At 66.3% G+C, this 18,843-nt stretch carries 18 protein-coding genes; 1 reads left to right on the top strand and 17 read right to left on the bottom strand.

Translation table 11 applies throughout. From position 1 onward, the window contains the following. Positions 1-54: 54 nt before the first annotated feature. The 4 genes from ACZ5EF_RS13905 to ACZ5EF_RS13890 all read right to left on the bottom strand — a co-directional run bounded on the left by ACZ5EF_RS13905 (position 55) and on the right by ACZ5EF_RS13890 (position 1,956). Complete coding sequence (locus tag ACZ5EF_RS13905; protein WP_346063315.1) at positions 55-1,029, bottom strand: GGDEF domain-containing protein; 975 nt, start codon at positions 1,027-1,029, stop codon at positions 55-57. Positions 1,030-1,109: 80 nt separating this feature from the next. Beyond that, complete coding sequence (locus ACZ5EF_RS13900; protein ID WP_346063316.1) at positions 1,110-1,232, bottom strand: hypothetical protein; 123 nt, start codon at positions 1,230-1,232, stop codon at positions 1,110-1,112. A gap of 92 nt (positions 1,233-1,324) precedes the next feature. Then, entirely contained in the window at positions 1,325-1,738 is a 414-nt protein-coding gene (locus ACZ5EF_RS13895; RefSeq protein WP_346063317.1) for a type II toxin-antitoxin system HicB family antitoxin, read from the bottom strand. Positions 1,739-1,773: 35 nt separating this feature from the next. Then, on the bottom strand, positions 1,774-1,956 hold the full coding sequence (locus ACZ5EF_RS13890; protein ID WP_346063318.1) for a type II toxin-antitoxin system HicA family toxin: 183 nt from the start codon (positions 1,954-1,956) through the stop codon (positions 1,774-1,776). 229 nt (positions 1,957-2,185) lie between these two features. Between ACZ5EF_RS13890 and ACZ5EF_RS13885 the strand changes: the two genes are divergently transcribed. Further along, positions 2,186-2,533 carry a hypothetical protein gene (locus ACZ5EF_RS13885; RefSeq protein ID WP_346063319.1) on the top strand — a complete coding sequence of 116 codons (348 nt, stop codon included), beginning with the start codon at positions 2,186-2,188 and terminating at the stop codon, positions 2,531-2,533. A gap of 140 nt (positions 2,534-2,673) precedes the next feature. Here ACZ5EF_RS13885 and ACZ5EF_RS13880 read toward each other — a convergent pair whose 3' ends face one another. From ACZ5EF_RS13880 to ACZ5EF_RS13820, 13 genes are all read right to left on the bottom strand, one after another. Beyond that, positions 2,674-3,144 carry a DUF4234 domain-containing protein gene (locus tag ACZ5EF_RS13880; RefSeq protein ID WP_346063320.1) on the bottom strand — a complete coding sequence of 157 codons (471 nt, stop codon included), beginning with the start codon at positions 3,142-3,144 and terminating at the stop codon, positions 2,674-2,676. A 34-nt stretch (positions 3,145-3,178) separates the two neighbouring features. Beyond that, a complete protein-coding gene (locus ACZ5EF_RS13875) occupies positions 3,179-3,532 on the bottom strand; it encodes a hypothetical protein (RefSeq protein ID WP_346063321.1) in 354 nt (117 codons plus the stop codon). A gap of 77 nt (positions 3,533-3,609) precedes the next feature. After that, a complete protein-coding gene (locus ACZ5EF_RS13870) occupies positions 3,610-4,056 on the bottom strand; it encodes a hypothetical protein (RefSeq protein WP_346063322.1) in 447 nt (148 codons plus the stop codon). Positions 4,057-4,112: 56 nt separating this feature from the next. Further along, entirely contained in the window at positions 4,113-5,105 is a 993-nt protein-coding gene (locus ACZ5EF_RS13865) for a hypothetical protein (protein ID WP_346063323.1), read from the bottom strand. Positions 5,106-5,141: 36 nt separating this feature from the next. Next, complete coding sequence (locus ACZ5EF_RS13860; RefSeq protein WP_346063324.1) at positions 5,142-5,642, bottom strand: hypothetical protein; 501 nt, start codon at positions 5,640-5,642, stop codon at positions 5,142-5,144. Between the two features lie 10 nt (positions 5,643-5,652). Next, positions 5,653-6,387, bottom strand: coding sequence for a hypothetical protein (locus ACZ5EF_RS13855; RefSeq protein ID WP_346063325.1), 735 nt, complete (start codon positions 6,385-6,387; stop codon positions 5,653-5,655). 30 nt (positions 6,388-6,417) lie between these two features. After that, a complete protein-coding gene (locus ACZ5EF_RS13850) occupies positions 6,418-7,965 on the bottom strand; it encodes a formylglycine-generating enzyme family protein (protein ID WP_346063326.1) in 1,548 nt (515 codons plus the stop codon). Beyond that, positions 7,955-9,196: an ABC transporter permease gene (locus tag ACZ5EF_RS13845; RefSeq protein WP_346063327.1), complete on the bottom strand. Its 1,242-nt coding sequence runs from the start codon at positions 9,194-9,196 to the stop codon at positions 7,955-7,957. The genes ACZ5EF_RS13850 and ACZ5EF_RS13845 overlap by 11 nt, the downstream gene beginning before the upstream one ends. Next, positions 9,180-9,878: an ABC transporter ATP-binding protein gene (locus ACZ5EF_RS13840; RefSeq protein WP_346063328.1), complete on the bottom strand. Its 699-nt coding sequence runs from the start codon at positions 9,876-9,878 to the stop codon at positions 9,180-9,182. The genes ACZ5EF_RS13845 and ACZ5EF_RS13840 overlap by 17 nt, the downstream gene beginning before the upstream one ends. Before the next feature lie 5 nt (positions 9,879-9,883). After that, positions 9,884-11,854 carry a vWA domain-containing protein gene (locus ACZ5EF_RS13835; protein ID WP_346063329.1) on the bottom strand — a complete coding sequence of 657 codons (1,971 nt, stop codon included), beginning with the start codon at positions 11,852-11,854 and terminating at the stop codon, positions 9,884-9,886. After that, positions 11,851-13,047, bottom strand: a complete 1,197-nt coding sequence (locus tag ACZ5EF_RS13830; protein WP_346063330.1) for a hypothetical protein — start codon at positions 13,045-13,047, stop codon at positions 11,851-11,853. Before ACZ5EF_RS13830 ends, ACZ5EF_RS13835 begins: the two co-directional genes overlap by 4 nt. Further along, positions 13,040-15,766 carry a putative virulence factor gene (locus ACZ5EF_RS13825; protein WP_346063331.1) on the bottom strand — a complete coding sequence of 909 codons (2,727 nt, stop codon included), beginning with the start codon at positions 15,764-15,766 and terminating at the stop codon, positions 13,040-13,042. The genes ACZ5EF_RS13830 and ACZ5EF_RS13825 overlap by 8 nt, the downstream gene beginning before the upstream one ends. After that, positions 15,763-18,825: a virulence factor SrfB gene (locus ACZ5EF_RS13820; RefSeq protein WP_346063332.1), complete on the bottom strand. Its 3,063-nt coding sequence runs from the start codon at positions 18,823-18,825 to the stop codon at positions 15,763-15,765. Before ACZ5EF_RS13820 ends, ACZ5EF_RS13825 begins: the two co-directional genes overlap by 4 nt. Positions 18,826-18,843 lie beyond the last annotated feature (18 nt).

Raw genomic sequence — 18,843 nt, 5'->3', positions numbered from 1 at the left:
CCGGTCGCGCCGGATTGTCGTCTCTGGAGTCCCCCTGACCGCGGCGTCAACGCCTCAGCGCGAGGCGCCTCGGGCCCGCTTGGCGCGTAGCAGGGCGCGGTCGGCACGCTCCACCAGGGAGGCGAAGTCGTCGTGGGGCGTGAAGTCGGCGATGCCCAGGCCGAGGGTGCAGCCGCAGCGTTGGGTCACCGCCCCGCGCAGCCGCTCCGCCAGGTGCCGGGCATCCTCGGCGCGGGTGTCGGGCAGCACAGCCACGAACTCGTCGCCGCCGAAGCGCCCCAGCAGGTCGCTTTCGCGCAGGGTATCGGCCAGGGTCTGCGCCACCTCGCGCAGGATGGCATCGCCGGCCAGGTGGCCCCGGGTGTCGTTGATCGCCTTGAAGCCATCGATATCGAGGATCAGCAGGGCCAGCGGGGTGTGCTGGCGGCGGGCGCGCTGCATGGCGTGCTCGCTCAGGGTGATCAACTGGCGGCGGTTGGCGATGCCGGTGAGCTCGTCGCGACTGGCGAGTGCCTCCAGCCGCGCATTGCTGGCTTGAAGCTCGGCGGTGCGCTCGGCCACCAGCGCCTCGAGGCGCGCGTTCTGGGCCTCTAGGGCCTGGCGTGCCAGGCGCAGCTCGGTAACGTTCTGGGAGATGCCGAACAGATGGGTGGTGCGCCCCTGGTCGTCGTGCAGCGGCACCAGCAGGGTCAGCCAGTGCAGCGGCTCGCCGCTCTCCTCGTGAAAGTGGCCGATCTCCTCGTAGCGGAGCGGGTGGTCGCAGGCCAGACAGTCACGGTAGTGGTCGGTGACGCTGCGCGCCTGCTCGGCGTCGGGCAGCAACTCCTCGATGGTCAGCCCCACGCAGGGGTAGCCGATGGTGGTCTGCTGGGCGGGATTCACCGCCTCGACCACGAATCGCTGTGGGGATTCCACGCGGATCAGGAACATGTGTTCGGGGAAGTGCTCCCAGAGCTCCTGTAGCAGGGCGCGATCCTGATGGTGGGTAAGCATGTCTTGGAAGACCAGGGGGGGAGGCTGATGGGACATTGGCGAGCCACAAGGTGGAGAGCGTTCCAGGCAGACTAGTGCGGCGTGCCGACTGTCGCAAGCGGCCGACAGATGCGCCGTTAACGTTTGGCTGCAACAGGCGGTCGATGCGGTTCGGTGGGATCGCTAAAGTCCACTGATGCCTGGCCGATATTCAGGGTGACGGGATGCAGTGATTCACGGAAAGGTTGCTCGGTGGTCATCAATACCAGGCTCCTGCCCCTGAGGGGCAACAGAGAATCTCTCACTTCGCCGTTGATACGATGCGCCCCGGCCATGTGGCGGGGCGCTGGCGTCACTGGGCGTGGCGTTCGAGTTCGTGCAGGGCGGCACGGGCGAGAAAGCCGGAGCGACTCTTGAACTCGGCGTGGCGCTCGACCGCGTTGTCGATGCGCTTGATAAGCAGGTCGGGCAGGGTAACGTTGACCTTGTGACTCTTCCCCAGATAGGGGGTCATGTCGATCTCGACGGCGGCCCATACCCAGCCGGCATAGTCGGGATTCGCTAGGTGCTTCTCGATGGCGCTGGCCGAGGGGATGGGGTCGCCGTGCTCGGCCAGGCTCTCGAGATGCCCCTCGATGGCCTCGCGGGCGTTGATGATCGCCTCGTCGAAGGTGTCGCCGGCCGAGAAGCAGCCCGGCAGATCCGGCACTGCCACGCCATAGTCGTGTTGATCGTCACCCACTTCGATAGCAATGGGATAATGCATGTCATTTCTCCTGTGGGGAGCCGGGGTGGCCGGCCTCACTTGAGGCCGGCTTGCTTTCTGATGGCCTGTACTAAGCCCTTCTTCAGATCCTTCTTCGGATGCGGCACGGTGATGGTGCCGGGCTTGGTCGGGTGCCTGAAGTGATGATGGCTGCCTTTGATGCGATCTAGTACCCAGCCATCCGCTTCGAGTTCCTTGATCAGCTCGCTGCTCTTCAACTCCGACTCCATGCACCTGTTTGGGGTTATAGTAACCCTGGTGCATCGGCGCGTCAAAACTGATGACCCCAATAACCCCGATGACGTGGGCGTCGGGCTGGTATAAGGGGCTGGACAATAGATGGCCAAGGTGAAGGGCGTATCGCTACTCAAGATCTTGCCGATATAGCCGATAGTATAGGAAGACTGATTCCGGCGGGAGTCCCGCCCCTAGCGTCCGAGGAGCCCCATGAGCCTGACCGCCAGCCACTTTCTCACGCATATTCTGCCCAAGCTGGGGCAGATCGAGACCTATGCTTCCTTGACCCTGGACCGACAGATTCAAGAGGCCCTGGATGAGGGTGTGCGGGAACGGCGGCGCCGGCAACGCCAGGCCCTGTCGCTGCAGCTGCTGCCGATTCGTATGAATATCGAGAGCCTGACCCGGCGTTACGCCTTTGATCTGCGACGGGCAGAGGAGGGGAAGGGGGATGCGATCCTCGAGCCCGATGCCAGCGAGCAGGAGGCGCTCGCCACCCTGGAGAGTATGCATCGGCAGTTGGGGCTGGGGGAGAGTTCCCCAAGGAGTGATGGGTAAGCGGGCGGTCCCTTGGCGAGGTAGGCAGCATGCCGTGCATTGATTTGGGAAGGGTGGAGCAGGTCCGGCACTGCAATGTGCCGGGCCTGCTGCCAGTTGAGGTGGCTTAATGGATGGTCAGATCACCCGAAGCCTTGTCTCTAGGCTTCGACGCTTTCGGAATCATTCCCGGCGAGGATGTTCTGTTTCCGCTTGGCCTCGGGCAGATCGTTGATACAGTAGTTTACGTAGTAAAGCGTGAACAGGATGGTATAGAAGGCGTTGGTCTTGAGGTCGACTTTATGCTCATGAAGGGCATATTCCTGGACGGCTTTTTTTGCCTTGAATGCCCAGATGATATAGAGCACCCATGAGGCAATCGTCAAGATACCCGAAACAATATCGATGGACACGACGCCGCTTCCGGCCAAGGCGCCCCCTAGTCCCACGCAGACGGCAATCCAGATGGTAAAGGTTGAGCTGGCGATATTATTTTTTGTAATCCGTTCGATGGTCGAGGTGTTTTTATAGATCCAGAGAAGCGGATAGATCCCACCGGTAGCTATGGTAAGCAATACCAGGTTCAGGGTCTTGGTGTTCAGGCTGTCTTTTAGCTCGTTGATATTGCTCATCTGACATATCCTTCCTTGTTGGCGGTTTCAGGTATCACAGTCCATAGACATTGACGAAGAATTCTTCGCCATCATCCGTTACCTCGACGGTATAGGTGATAGGCCCTTCATCTGTCTGACCAGTGTTGCTGGCAGTCATGGCCAGTTGAGCAGCACACTCATGCGCCCCCGTCTGCTCGTCTGTCCATGTGGTTCTTATTGACTCCACGGAATAGCTGAAGAGTGATGCGACATTTGGGCCAAATTGCCTGGCCATTTCCCTGTCTGCTATTTCTTTAACGAGGTCAACTGTCACTGTGTCACTGCAGGCTGGAACAGTGTTTGAACAACCAGAAATAGCGACCAGTGCTGCTGTGGCAAGGCCGAGGCTTATTCTCTTGATTTTCATTCTTATGCCTTTTCCCCTTTTTCTCTGCGTAGTATCTTTGTATCCCTTGGGACGGGCTCCCATTCCTAAGATAGTATTTAGTTTCGGTTATCCTTGGAAAGTCGCTCGACATTGAGCGCAATCGACAGGATGATGATCAGTGCCTCCTTCGCCAGTGACATTCCTATCACGGAGAAGTAGGTGGTGATCAGGACGCCAATCATGGCGGAGAGTCCACCAATAATGCTGCCGAAGTGGCTGAAGGCGACGGTGAAAAAAGTCATCAGGCTAATCAGCACCCCGACGAACCAAGAGAGAAAGATCAGTCCATCCCAGGCCGTGCGCAGCCAGTCGAAAACGGGAAATTCAGTGCGATCGGAGGTCTGCTTCTCCGCTTCATCCTGATGGCGCATATCGGCCAACCGCAGGGCTGCACCCTTCCAGATGCTCCATGGGATGGTAAAAAATCGTACCACGCAGACTATCAGGGCGCTGATCACTGCGGGCAGCAGAGCCGGGGCAATTTCATTCTTTAGTTGAGACATCTTCGTTCCTTGTGTGCTTGGTGTTTCAGTGGTCTGGTTGTGGTGTGGGTTCCTGCCTAGGGATAGGAGAACTCCAAGGACTGACGGAGAGACTGGTTACTCACTGACCCGCTATGAATCACGGTGCTGCCGTCAATGGTAATGGCGAGCTCAAAGGGAATGGGCTCGCTATGCTCGTGACAACGCTCATAGAGGGTGACGGTGGCGACATAGTCGCCATCAGGAGGCGTACGCGAGTCCCAAAAGATGTTTTCAATGGGGGGCGAATAACTCGTTGTACAGCCAGCATTGGAATCCACGTCAAGTTCTCCCCCGGAAGGGGTCGTGGTATTGGCGAAGAAGACGGTGTCGCCATTGGGATCGAGGACAGCCAAGTCCAGGTCATCGAGGCCATTCCAACGCAGAGTGACCTGAATATCTCCAGTGCCTAAGGCTGGCTCCGCATGGTCTTGTGGATCAAGGTGCTCGATGGGGCGCTCGCCTTGTGGCCACAATGAGCTGAACCCGCTCCAATGCTGAAAGGCCAGCCACAGGCCCAGCAGTGCCAGACCTCCTAGCAGCAGCGGCAGCATCACAGGCACCAGTAGCAGGCGTCGCCTCTTGACCGGTGCTTGAGCGGGAGACGGAGCTGAACTTGCCAGAGGAGGCGGGGTGTCGACCGCCCTGAGTGGGGCCCAGCGGATCACTACCGGGTCGCCGCCCACCGAGTAGAGGCTCTCCTCGGTGGCTTGGGTCGGCAGGCCCCGCAGCGCCTGGGCGGCGGGATCGCCACACCGCTCCAGCGCATCGATCAGGCTGCCTAGCGCCGCCAGGCGCTGGGTCAGCCGCTCCATTAGCCGAGCCTGCTCCGCCGCGGAGAGCGCCGCGAAGGGGCATGGCTGGCCGGGCAGCTCGCTCCACCACTCCAGGCCACCGTCACGCCCCGTGCGCGGCAGCGCGAAGAGGTTGCCGATACTCGGCGGGCAGTGGCGGTGGATCAGGGCCTGTTGGCGTTTCGGTAGCTCGGGGTCGACGAGGGCATGGCCTTCATCGCGCAAGAGGCGCTGCATGGCGGCCCTCCCTGGCGGCCTGGGGGGCGAACGAGATCATGGGCCATAGCCCAGGCTCTGCTGCAGGCGACTGACCTGCTGCTGGAGCGCCTCGAGGCGCGCTTCGCGCTCGGCCAGGGCGTCGGCCTCACTGGCCGAGGGCGCGGGAGTCTCGGTCAGCTGACGTTCCAGCTCGTTGAGCTGGTGCCGCAGTCCCAGTTGCTCCTGGGAGCGCCGTTGCAGGCGGGTTACCAGTACCTGAACGTTGCGCTCGAGTTCGTGATGCTGGCGATTGGTGACGCGCAGCTCGTTGCGGGTGGCGCGCTGCTGTTCGGCGATCTGACGGTGGATCTCGCGGAACAGGGCGTTCTCCTCGCGGTCGAGCTCGACCTGCCGCTCGCCGGCATCGATACGTGCCCGATAGCCGCCGCCGGCATCGCAGGAGAGCTTGGTGAGCAGGCTGGCGTCGCGCTGGTAGGGGTCGCAGGCCTCGGGAGTGGTGGCGCAGCCGGCGAGTAGCGCCAGGCCGCCCACGGCCATGAGAAGGCGGGGTGTCATGCGGCTCTCCTTAGCCCAGGGTAATCGCGGAACGCATGCTGTAGAGGTCATCGACCTCCTGCTGCAAGGCCAGGACCTGCTGATTCATTACCTCGATCTCCTGCTCGACCTGGACGATCTTACCGGGGCCGGCTTGCTGGCGCTCCAGTTGGGCCACTTCCTCATACTCGCTCACGGTGCGTCGCATATTGTTCAGGTCGCGGCGCAGGATATCGATGTTGTCATCGATGGCGGCGAGTTCGCGCTCGGCGGCCTGCTGATCGACGCGCTGCTCGGCGATCTCCTGCTCCAGGCGCTGGATCCGGGCGCGGTCGTCGGCCATGACCCGGCGGGCGGTTTCGGTACGGGCGATGACTCGCTGGGTGTCTTCCTGGATGTCCTGACTCATCACCTCGAGACGCTCGGTGCTGGAGGCATATTCGCTGCGGCGCTGGTCGAGGTAGTAGTTGCCGCCCAGGGCGACCCCACAGGCCCCGATACCCGCCACGATGGCGCAGGTGGTGCGGTCACTGGTACCGCTGAGCATGCAGGTCGCAATGCCGACGGCGGCACCGGCCGCGCAGGCCTGGAAGCCGGACTTACTGAAGAATTCGGCATCATTGCCCTGGGTCAGGCGCGGGTCGGCGGAGGCATTGGCGCCCAGCATGTTGCTGCCGGTGCTGGCGCAGCCCGTCAGGAAAAGCGCGCCGGCCACGGCGGAGCCGAGCAGCAGTTGCTTGAAGGGGGCGGGCAGGGTCAGTGTCATGGTCGGTTCCCTTGCGTGATGTGTGGATGGTTATGAATTCGCCATGGCCTTGCAGCTCTCCAACCAGGCCTCGGCGGTGATGCGCTGGTCCTCCAGGTACTGGTGCTGATGCTGCCAGTAGGTCTGCAGGTAGGGGCCGAGCCCGCTCAGTTGCGGGTTGCGCGAGAGGATCTCGCCGAAGACCTCGACCTGCCGGGCAATGGCGTCACTGCCGTAGAGGGTGGCCGATTCCACCAGGCTGCTGGCGTAGTAGCGGCTCAGCCCCTGCAGGCGCTGCTCCTGCTCGGCTAGGCGTGTCTCGCGCATGGCGCAACTGGCGTCCGGGTTATCGCCTTCACAGTTGAGGCGATAGTTGTCTGCCAGGAAGTCGAAGAAGACGCCGTCATCCTCGAGCTTGGTGCACAGGAAGGCGCCGAGATTGAGGCTGGCACGGATGGCCTGGTCGCGCGCCTCCTCCTGGCGCTGGTTGCTGGCGCGCAGCTGGCGCTCCAGCGACTGCAGCTGCTCCTGCAGGGCGTCGTCCTCGACGTCGGAGGCCAGTTCGGCGAGTTGCGCCACCGTGCCCGGCGAGCCGTCGAGCTCCTCCTCGCCCTGGCCCAGCGCCGCCCAGTTCTCCTCGATGGTGGCGATTCGCTCCCGGGAGGTCAGGGTGGGCGCCACCAGCGCCAGGCGCAGGCCGGTGGCGCGGCCGCGGTTATGCGCCTTGCTCGCGTAGTAGGGCTCCTCGCCGCGCAGCGCGCTGCGCAGGTCTTCGCGGGGGGTCAGGTAGCTGCCGCCACGCACCACGAAGCCACCGGCCTGGCCGTGCTGGCGATCCAGCTTGTTGAGGCGGAAGGGCTCGAACATCATTTCGGTGGCATTGCCCAGCATGTCGTGCAGGCCGAGGGGGTTGGGGGCCAGCAGGCCCGCCAGCTGCAGTCGGCCGTTGGAGGATTGGGCCCCGGCGAACCATTCATGGGCGTTGAGCCCTTCGGGCATGGGGTAGCGGGTGTCGCGGTACTCGGCGGTGCCGACTTCCAGGCCGCCGCGGGCGGCAAACTCCCATTCCACCTCGGTGGGCAGGCGCAGAAAGCCCAGGGCGCCATCCTCTCGGGGCAGGGCGTCCGGGGCCTGGTCGCGTAGCCACAGGTTGTAGGCATCGCTGAGCCGCATGGCCTCGAACCAGCTGAGCTCGACCCTGGGCAGGCGCCGACGGTTGGAGGGCGTCGGGCATTCCTCGGCCATCAGGGCCTGGTACTGCAGCTCGGTCAGTTCGTACTTGGCCAGCAGGTAGTGGCGCGACGGGCCAGGGTCCTCGCCGCTGAAGCTGCCGGAGATAAAGGCCGGGCGACTCTGTTCGACATAGCCCCAGCCGGTGCCGTCCTGGCCGACTCGCACGGGGAAGTCGTCCAGGGGGGAGTCGACGGGCACATGCACCCGGCGAAACGCCATGGCGCCGCCGCAGGGCAGGGGCAGGATCACATCGTCCTCGAGGGGCGAGGGGTTGTAGACCCGCTCGGGCCAGGGCTCCTCGGCATGAACGGCAGTGACCAGGCTCAGGCCGGCGGCCAGGGCGATGCAGTAGTGATCAGGCTTCACGTAGGCTCTCCGCGGGCTGAATGCCGAATGCCCTGGCGACGCTCAAGGCGGTCACCAGCAGGGCGACGGCCAGGGTCAGGCCCAGGGCAATCAGGGCGTGGACGACGGTGATATGGCTGACGACCCCGGCCGCCAGGTGGCTGCTGGCCAGGGCGCGGTTGAAGACGGCGGAGCCCAGTGCAAACAGCCCCAGTCCGGCGGCGAAGGCGACCAGGGTCAAGAGGCCGACCTGGGCGGCCACATAGGCGGCCACCCCGGGCTTGTGGAAGCCCAACAGCCGCAGCACGGCATATTCGCGGCGCTTGCGGTCGATGTTGGCCATAAAGGCCCCGGCCATGGAGGCCAGGCAGCCGATCAGCGCGGTGATGGCGATCACCCCGAAGATCAGCCCCAGTACGCGGTTGATGGCCCGCACGTTCTCGATCTCGGCCAGGCGACTGGCGGTATCGATGTGCCGGGCTTCCAGCGCCGCCACCACGCCGGCCACGGCCTCGTCGTCGCTAGCGAAGATACGTGCGCGGGCATAGCGCAGCGGGTAATCGTCGCGCCGATTGCCATGCGCCACGCCCAGCCGCGGGCTGGGGTGGCCATCGCGGAAGCGCTCCAGCTCGATCAATAGCGGCAGGTCGATAAAGGCCGCGGGGCGCGGGAAGCGGGCCGGCGGCAGCACGCCCAGCACGGTCACCTCCAGGCGTCCGCGTTCGGGGCGATCGTCGAGCCGGCGGCTGGCGGCCAGGGTCAGGGTGTCGCCGGCGGCGACACCCAGGCGACGGGCGGCGGGCTCGCTGAGTACCACTCCGTCGCCCTCCGGAACGGCGCCCGCCTCCTCCAGCATAGGGTCGCCGGGCGCGGAGGGAACCAGCTCGACGCCTTCCAGGAAGTGCCGACGGTCGCGCAGCAGATCGGCCTGGGTATTGAGCGAGCGGGTCTGGCCGATGGCGAAGCCGACACCGGGCAGGGCGCGGACCTGGTCCAGCCAGGCCTCGTCATAGCTGCCGCTGGTCAGCATGCGCACTTCCAGGTTGCGCGGGTCGTCGAGCAACTCGCGTTGCAACTGGCTGATGACCCCATGCTTGAGCCCGAACAGCAGCAGCAGAGGAGCGATGACCGCCACCAGGGCGGCGGCAATGCACAGCGACACGTAGCGGTCGTGCCATAGGTCCTGGAGCGCCAGGCGCAGGATCAGCCGGGCACGGCTCATCGGGGGCATAGCGCTAGGTGGCAGGGGCAAAGCGACATCCTCCCGGCGTCAGGGTGGCGACCAGCCGGGGCAGCCGGAAGCGGGTGACCAGGGCGAGGTCGTGGGAGACCACCAGGGCGGCCATGTCCAGTTCCTGCACCAGCGAGACGATCAGTCCGAAGAGTCGCTCCCCGGCCTGGGGGTCGAGGGCCGCGGTGGGCTCGTCGGCCAGCAGCAGGCGCGGCTCGTGGGCCATGGCGCGCACGAAGGCCGTGCGCTGTCGCTCGCCGATGGACAGCGCCCCGGGGCGCTTGTCGAGCAGCGGCGCCAGGCCGAGCACGTCACAGGCGTGGGCCACCCGCTCGCTTTGGGGCGGCAGCCCCAGCAGGCGGCGCGGCAGGGCGATATTGTCGCGCACGCTCAGAAACGGCAGCAGACCACCGCTCTGTAGCAGGAAGCCCAGGTCCCGGGCGCGGATCTCGGCCAGCGCCCGCTCGTTGCCACCCTGCAGCAGGGCGGCCAGATCGGTGCGCTCCGGTCCCAGGGTGAAGCGCCTCAGCGCCCTCGGGGTCAGCAGCAGGCCGATGGCCTCCAGCAGGGTGCTCTTGCCGCAGCCGCTGGGGCCGACCACGGCCTGGACTTCGCCGCTGGCAAGCTCCAGCCCGGGCAGCCGGACCTCATGGCCGGCCGCCCCCTGGCCGCGGGTGATATGGAGTCCTTCGAGCGACAGCATGGCGGTCAGGGCATCATCTCCAGCGGTACGGGATAGACGTCCTCGCGGGGGTCGGCGGCTTCGGCGAGGGCCACCCAACGATCCACGTCCTCGTTGTAGCGCCGGTAATGGCGCAGCTTGGTGGCCAGGCGACGAATAAAGCGCTCCTGTTGCAGGCCATCCCAGCTCAGCCAGGTCTGCTCGTCGAGGTTGAGCACCTCGCTCTGATAGGGCAGGTCCTCGAGGTATTCGCTCATCAGCCCTAGTTCGCCCAGGCGCTGTCCCTCACGCTGCTGCAGCTGGTTGGGGTCGGCGCCCATGGCGGCGGCCACCGAGCGCAGGCGGTCGAACATGTCGGTGGGGGAGATCAGCCCGGCATTGGCGGCATCGAGGATCTCGCTGACCACGTCGCTGAGGTCGCTCAGCTGGCCCTTGGTGAGCAGCACCCGCACCTCGGTGGTCGGGACATGCTGGGCGATCAGGTCGCGGTCGCTGATCCAGGCCTCGAAGACCGGTGGTGCCTGGCTGCTGGTGGCCTGACCCAGGTAAGCCAGGCGCATGGCATGGCCGATCAGTTCCAGGTCACTCTGCAGGCGTTGCTGCCCCGGGTCATCCTGGGGCTCCTCCTCGGCATGCAGGGCGCTGCCGATGGCTTCCTCGCCCAGGTAGGCGGCGTGCACCTGATCGGTGATGGCCGATGCCAGGGCGTCGACGCGCTGGCCGAACAGCGCCACATCGCCGGTATTCACCGGATAGTAGAGCGAGGTGCCGGTGCCGGCGAAGGTGGAGAGGTTGCTGTACTGCCCCTCGGCCACCGCGTGGTCGCCGCGTTGCTCGCCGGCGGGGGTCTTGAGGTGCAAGGTGTAGACGGCGATGCCGTGGCGGGCGGCCTCCAGGCGGACCTGATCGGCATCGAGGCCGGTGGAGGAGCGCTCGCCGCTGCCCTCGACGGCGCTGGCATCGGTGATCAGCACGATATAGCGGGCGCCGAAGTTGCTCCACTCGACCTCATCGACGGCCTGCATCACGCCGGCGTAGGCATCTTCTTCCCAGCCCACGGTGGAGGCCTGGGCTTCCCTCAGATCGGCCACCTGGGTCATGAAGTCGTTGCCGTCCTCGACCTCGCTGGGGTCGGCGTACAAACGCGTCACATATTCGGTGCCGGGGGCATGCTCGACGCTGTCGCGAAAGGAGACCAGGCCGAAGCGGACGCGTTCGGTGAGCCGCTCCTGCTCGATACGCTGGTAGATGCGCTCGACCGCCTCGCGGGTACGCTCGATGTAGGGGCCCATGGAGACGGTGGAGTCGATGACGAAGACCACGCCGGCGTTGAATTCGCGTAGCTGGGCGGACACGTCGTCCGCGGCATCCTGGGGCTCCTCCTCGGCCTCGCTGACCGAGGCGACCCGCAACAGGCGGGTCCTGAAGCCCGCCTCGGTCATGATCTCCTCGCCTTCCAGGATCGGCAGCAGGTAGAACTGCTCGTGCAGATCGACGAAGTACTCCGGTTCCTGGGCGACGATGCCCGGTGCCTCGCCATCCCGGCGTAGCCGGGCGCGCAGCGGGGCGACCTGGCCGGAGGGCTCGAAGTCGTCGAAGATCGTCATCAGGCCATCGCGGTCGTCGAAGAACATCAGGCGGTCGCGGTTGGCCGGGTTGGTGAATGCCAGCGTCAGCTGCATCTTCCAGTCCACGGTGCAGGAGGCCGGCAGCCAGCCGCTGATATTGCCGTAGCTGTCGGGGCCGACCTCCAGCCACTCCTCGCCACCTTGTGCGCTGCGCTGATAGACATAGAAGCGGCTAAAGGGCGGCTGCGGTTCGCCACCGCCGGCGCCGGCCTGATCGCTGAGCCGGCAGCCGGGGGTGGTCAGGACGCGCTGATGGAGGGTCTGCTTGCCCTCCTGGAGCAGCGGGCGCACGTCGGCGATCGCCGACGTGGCGGCCGCTGCCAATGGCAGGCCGAGGGCCAGGCTTAACAGGCGCTTGCGTCGCATCATCCCTGTAGCTCCTCCAGGCGCTGGCCGGCCTCGGCGTTGTCGGGGTCGACTCCGAGAGCAGTTTCGTACCAGAAGAGGGCGGTTTCCGCGTCCGCCTCCGGGAAGCAGGCGCTGGGCGCATGCCGGGCCGGATCGAACTCGCGCGCATAGGCCAGCGCGGCGGCGGCATCGCCATTCAGGGCCTGGTGAGCGTAGAGGCGACGGGCGATACCGCAGTGGCCGTTGTCCCTGGCCTCGGTGATCACCTCCAGCATATTGCCGACCTCGCTGCCGGCGCCGGCACACCCCTGGATAAACGCCAGCTCGTCCGACTCGCCCATGCGTTGCAGGGAGCAGGGCGCGGCCACGGCGGCACTCTCGAGCGGGGCGGGCTCCTCGGGCGCTGGCGCCTCGGGAGCGCTCGCTTCGGTAGCCTCGTCGGGGGCGGTCTCCTCGGGGGGCGGCGCCTCGGGAGTGCCCGCTTCATCGGTCTCGTCGGGGGTGGGTTCCTCGGGCAGCGGCGCTTCCGCGGGCGTGGCCTCGGGCTCGTCCAGGGGCTCCTCGATGGCGGCTTCGTCGACGCCGGGAGGGGCCTCCCGGTCGCCCAGGGAGAAACCGAACCAGGCGGCGGCACCGATAAGCGCGGCGAGGAGCACGACGGCAAGCAATATCCACAGCCCGCGCTGGCTCGTGCCGGCCGCTGCCGGAGCGGGCTCGGGGGCTTCAGTGACCGGTTCCGGCGTTGGCTCCAGCGTCGGTTCGGGCGGTGCCGGCGCTTCGATAGCCGGCTCGGGCGGCGTAGGGGAAGGCTCTGGGGGAGTGAGCGCGGCGCTGGCCGCCGGCGTCGAGGCGCTACCGCTGGCGCCCGAGGGCATCAGGCCCTGGCCCAGACGCAGGCGCGCCATGCCGACCTGGGTGCCGTCCGGCCCGTAGAACCTGGCCATGTTGGTGGCATGGGAGTTTTCCAGGAGTGGGTCGACGAGCTGGTGATCGACCGCCGCCGCGAGATGTCCCTCGGCTGTGGGGCTCAGTGCCGGCAGGTGGAATCGGAAGGCGTTGCTGCGCCACTGCCCGTCGTCTTGCAGGAAGTACTCGTCCTGATTGCGCTGAATGTCCACCGACAGCCCCTCGCTGGCATCCTGCCAGCCGATGATCACCAGTTGGCCGTAGCCGGGCTGGTTGGTGTCCAGCGGTCGCAGCTCTACCTTACGCATGGGCGGTCTCCCTGGCGGTAAACATCTCCAGCACCTCGCCGAGACGTTCGTTCTGTTCGATGGTGATTTCTCGCCCGCCGCTATGGCCGGCGTTCTCCTGGGTCAGCAGGCACAGGGCGGAGAGCCAGTCGCCGAGATAGACCAGGGCCTGGTTGACCGGCTGGTCGGGCAGCCGGGGGCGGTCCGCACTCGCCAGCTGGTGCCGCTCGTAGCCGAACAGGTGGGTCTTGGCGCCGACGAAGCTGGCGGGGCGCTGTTCGATCGGCTGGTAGTGGAAGCCGAGCCAGGCGATAAAGTCGCGTAGCACCAGTTGGGCGGCCAGGACCTGGCGCGCCGCCAGGCGGTCGCGGCGGGCCCCGCTCTGCACGCGCTTGACCAGCGCTTCGTACAGCCGCTCCTGCACGCGCAGCCGGCTGGCGCCGGTGATCAGCTCGTCGGCCAGCTGCTTCACCAGCTCGCGATCCAGGCCCAGCATGCGCAGCAGGCCCTGACGCTGGGGCAGTTCGCGCATATGGCCGACCCAGGCGTGATAGACGGCACGGGCGAAGCGGTGGTCGGCGCTCTGCAGTACCGGGGCCCCGGACGCCTCGGCGGTGGAGGTGGCCGCCTCGCCGGGGCCGTCGCCGAAGGGCAGCTCGCCGAAGCCGCCTTCCAGGCCGAAGCCGCTGTTGCCGTAGAGGTCACCCTCATCTGTGGGGGCACTCGCCGCGTCGCCTGGTGCTTCGGTGGCCAGGCTGTCCTCGCTGTCGCTGAGGTAGAGGTCGCGCACCGTCTCCTCCGGTAGCTCCAGCCGGTAGTGCAGTTCGCCGAGGGACGGCAGTCGCGTCTGCAGCTCCTTCCAGAAGCGGGCCGCGGTGTCGCGCTTCTCGGCGACCTCGCCATCGGCGTCACCGAAGTGCCAGCGGGCCAGGCGTTCCTCGATCAGGATGCGCCGGGCGTTCTCGAGCTGGCTGGCGATGCGCCCCAGCTTGTACTCGAGCCCGGCGATACGCCCCAGGTAATCGCCGATCCGGGCCATGCCGCCGTCGTCCAGGGCCAGCATGGCCTGCCAGGCCTCGGCCGGCCGGTCGACGTGCCTGAGCACCGAGGGACTCTCCACGAAGGTCGCCTGCATGCGCGCCAGGGCGTCTGCGGCATCATCGCGGATGGCGACCTCGCGTTCGTCCTCGTTGACCAGGAAGGGCACCGGCAGGCGTGGCTTGCGCACCAGGAAGGTGTTATCGAAGGCCTGGCCGGGCGCCCACTCCTGCATCCAGGCATAGCCGCCGAAGCGCTCGAGCATGGTCATCTTGATCAGGCCTTCCCAGCCGTCGCGCAGCTGGCCGTCGGGCTGCTGCAGGGCCCCGGTGATGCGCATGTCGAACATGGTCAGCGCCCAGATCAGCCCCGGATCACGGTGGCCCCGCTCGGTGGCCGTTTCCCCCTGGGTCTTCTCAATCCAGCGGGTCAGCACCGGGCCGACGCTGGTCACGTCGCTCTGCTTGCTGGCGCTGGTGCATACCACCAGGCCGTTCATTTCCTGGCTGTCGGTGTAGCGCTCGAACAGATAGGCGACCTTGCCGCGCAGCAGCAGCTGGGAGAGCCCCTCCTGGCTGCCGGGCTCGCCGATCTTTCGCAGGCTCAGGCGTCCGCGGTAGCCGGGAAAGTCGAGCAGGTCGACCCGCTCGACGCGCGGGTCGCGGGTAGGTTCCACCAGCGGGAAGGTCAGCTCGGCGGTGAGGGCGGCCAGTTGCGCCACCGGCAGGCTGACCGGGGCTCCCGGCTCGTCACCCTCGACGGGGCAGACGTCCAGGGGCAGGTCCCGGGCGGTGCCCAGGCGCTCGAGGATGTCCACGTTCATGATGCTGTCGCGCTGACTGAAACCGTCGCCGTCGCGCACCACCAGGCAGCGCAGCGGGGCATAGACCCGGGAGGCATGCCCCAGGGCGCCCAGCGACTGGGCCAACTGGCGATACAGCTGGGTCAACTCGGGCTGCTCTCCCCACAACAGCGAGAAAAGCTCCGCCCGCTGGTGGCCGTTGAGGCGCGGGGCCAGCTTGATCACGCGCGGCCAGTAGCGGGCATTGAGCTTGGCGACCGACTTCGGGAAGCTGGCGTGCAGGTAGTCCCAGAGTTCCACGACGCTCTCCGCCGTCATGCCCGGCTGCGGGGCCCCGCTCGGTCCACCCTCGTAAGGGGCCAACGCGGCCGCCACCTTGCTCTCGTCGATCTCGTAGGCGTCTTCGCGTTCATGGTCGAAGTCGTTGAACCAGGCATTGGCCAGTACCTTGGCGACCTCGACCTCGCGGAACAGCTTGAGCTCGACGGGGAACTCCGCGGGGCCGGAGCAGGCACTGCGGCTGAAGCGGGTGACCAGGCCGGTGGCTTCCTTGCCTCCGCCGACCGGGTTGACGTGCTCGATAAAGTCGAGGCGCGCCGGGCCGTAGTGCGTCTCCAGCTTGCCATTCTCGCCGGCGGCCAGCGCCGAGATCAGGTAGGACTTGCCCGCCTGGGAGAGGCCGAAGAAGCCCACCGTCATGGGCGTGGTGGCGGCGCGGGACAGGCTCCGTGCCAGATTGCGGGCACGGTAGAATTCGAGGCTCAACTGGTCGGCCTCGCTGTCCAGGCTGGGGGCGCTATCGCGCACCGCCTCGATCCACTCCAGGGCCGCACCGGCGCCCCGATGAAAGGCCCGCCAGCCTGCGCTGAGTTGCTGTTGTTCGGGTGTCAACTGGTTCATGTCCGCTTCACGCTCCCGCTGTCCAGCCAGTAGTTGGTATCGCCCAGCCCGGCGTCGATAAGGGTGTTGAGCTGCAGCTTCAGGTCTCGGGCCGTGAAGTTGGCGCCGTCGTCGGTTTCCACGCTGGTGACCTTCAGCCGATCGCTGATCAGGCTGCCTTTGCCGGCTCGCTCATCGACGGCCAGCCGCACCTTGAGCACCGGCGCTACCTGCCCCTTGGCTTCCGCATCGCTGAGCTTCCTGGCCCCTGAGGTGGTGAAGTCGAGGACGTAGAGCGGCGATGCCGTCCAGCGCTGTGCCGCCAACTGGCGAAAGCCGATGCGCAGCGGGCCGCGCATCTCGATGGCGGGGGTGTCGCCGTTCTCGTCCTCCGGCAGCACAATGGCGGTACCATCCTCGGTGATGGCGATATCGCGATAGGTCACGTCGGCATCGGGAATGGTGTTGTTGTTGTCGATCAGGCCGATATGCCGGATGGTCGAGTAGGGGCGCAGGGCGGCGGCGCGGAAGAAGAAGTTGGAGAGGTTGCGCTGGGCGCACAGCAGGCAGAGCATGGCGCCCACCGAGGCGGTGCTCTTGGGGTCGTCGATGCGGCCGTTGCGATGGAAGGGGTACCAACTGCCAGTGCGGTAGCCCTGCAGCGGCAGGATGCGGCCCGGCGGCAGCGGCAGCATCTTGCGCAGGTAGGCCTGGATGCCGGGCAGGCGCGACGGCCGTCCGGTGATCAGCAGGGTGTCGCACTGATACTGGAAGACCACTTCGCACAGCGATGCCAGGGTCTTGCAGATGTTGAAGCGATCCTTGAGGAAGGCGCGGTGTACCTCGAGCAGATTGATGGTGAGCGGAATATCGAGCAGGTCGAATGTCAGCTCCGGGCCCAGTTCGCGGCGCAAGGCCCCTTCCACGTAGCGGCGCACCGAATCGCTGACAGCTTGATCGCCCAGGCGCTCGCCGTAGGTGAGCGTCTCGGGGCCACAGGGCCGCTCGGGGTCGAAGGCCTCATAGGCCTCGAGCAGGGCCAGCCCCAGCGGCGTGAAGAGCTGCAGGTTGAGCTGCTGGCGCAGCACTTGCTCCTGGGCGTTGGCGCCCTCCTGGCCACATAGCCGCGACATCATCGCCTCGGGGGCGGCCACGCCGGCCCGCTTGAGCGCCGCCTCGAAACTGGGCAGCACGAACAGCTGGATGACGTCGAGGAGGATATCGTCGCCGGCGACTCGGAAACCGTCGCGGAAGCGCTGCTCCGGTACCACGAAGACGTTGCTGCCGCTGCTGCTGGCGCCGTTGCGATCCAGGTAGTAGTCGGTGATCACCAGATCGGTGGTGCCGCCGCCGATATCGATGGTGGCCAGGCTGATGCGCTCCCGGTTTGTCTTGCCGGGGCGTGCCAGGGTATCGAAGAATTCCTCGGGGTGGCCGGCGAAGTTCTCCTTGATCTCGGTATAGAGGTAGACCAGTTGCCCGCAGGAGGCCTCGTCCCACTCCACCCGCAGCGTCGGCATGGGCACGCGCAGGGTGTCGGCGGTGGCGGCGAAGGGATCGCTCTCTTCCACATCGCCGTGCCAGCCCAGGCTCTTCCATACCAGGGCGACCGTCTGTTCCAGGCGCGAGACCAGCAGGCTACGCTCCGCCTGGGGCATGGCGGGGGGGACCGTGAGGGTGATCGAGCGCAATTGACGCGGGCGGTTGGTATGCCCCTGGCGCACCCGCTGGGCGGGACTGTTGGTCTGCATCAGCGCCTGGGCGAGCACCTCGGCCAGCATGAAGGTCATCAGCGAGCTGCGCGAGTAGTGCGGCTTGAAGACCGGCATCTGCTCCTCTTCCGGCAGGGCGTAGAGCGCATCGCCCAGCTCGTTGATCAGGTGCGAGAAGGGCGCGGCGGTGGCGTGGGGCTCGGTATCGGTACGCACATAGGCGCTGTTGAAGCGCCAGCCGTGGCGATACAGCTCCTCGTCCCACAGGTAGCGCTTGGGGCTGGAGAGACCCGTGGAGCCCTCGGTGCCACGGCGGCGGCCGGCCAGGCGCCCCGCCTCGACACCGACCCGGGCGATGGTCGGCCATAGAAAGGCGTCGGGGCGGCCGCTCTTGACCGACAGATGGTCCTTGCCGAAGAAGGTCTGGGAGAATTCGACGCGGCTCTCGAAGGGCTCGCGATAAATCCTCTCGGGGTCGACCAGGTCGCGTAGCTCGAGCACATAGTTGTGCTTCAGGCCCATGCCCGATTGGCCATGATCCTCGATCAGGATGCCGCAAGTGCGAGAGTTGCCCACGTCCAGCACCAGGTCCACGGGAATGGCGCCTTCGCTCTGGGCGATCACCTTGAGGTCGGGAACCTCGACCCGCGGCCTGGGGTCGCGGTGTTCCGCCTTGATGGGCCGATGCAGCAGGCTCAGCACATTGAGGTAGTGAGCCAGATGCAGGCGTTCCCCCAGGGCTTCTTCCATCTCCTGGCTGTCCAGCCCCGGGTTGGCTTCGCGGAACAGCTCTTCGAGCCACTCCTTGACCCAGGCCTGGTCCATGAACCAGCGCATATCGATGGTCATGGTGGCTAGGCGGAAGTTGGCCCCGGCGTTGATATCGTCATCGGTGGGGCAGAGGTAGGCCGTGTTGTCGCGACGCGGCAGGGTGCGGGTGTCGAAAGCCAGGGTCAGGCGGTGGGTGTGGCCATCGAGATCCGGCGCATCGAGCGCGACCAGGCGCATGCGTGCCCAGTTGGCGGGTCCCTCGTCGAACTTGCTGGGTGGGCGAAAGCGCAGGAAGGGGGTGGGCAGCCAGGCCCCATTCAACTGCTCGAGGCTGGTGGCCATGGGGACATCGAAGTCCGGCTCCCTGACCGCCTCGATCTTGTCGTTGGCACCATCCCTTTCGACGACATGAAAGAGTGCGCCGCTCTCCTGGTTGACCAGCAGGCGGGTCGGCATCTTGTCGGCATTGGCCAGGTACTTGAATTCGCCCGCGGGCTCCCGGCGCGGGTCGAGCGTCAGGCCGAAGTCCATGAACTGAACGCCGGAGTGGCTGACCAGGGTGGCGACCTCTTCGAACTGGATGATTTCTGGCAACATGATCGGTTAACCGTCCTG

This window comes from Bisbaumannia salifodinae (assembly GCF_055388505.1).
The sequence above is the reverse complement of the archived record's forward strand: the minus strand, read 5'-3'. Positions and strand labels throughout refer to the sequence as shown.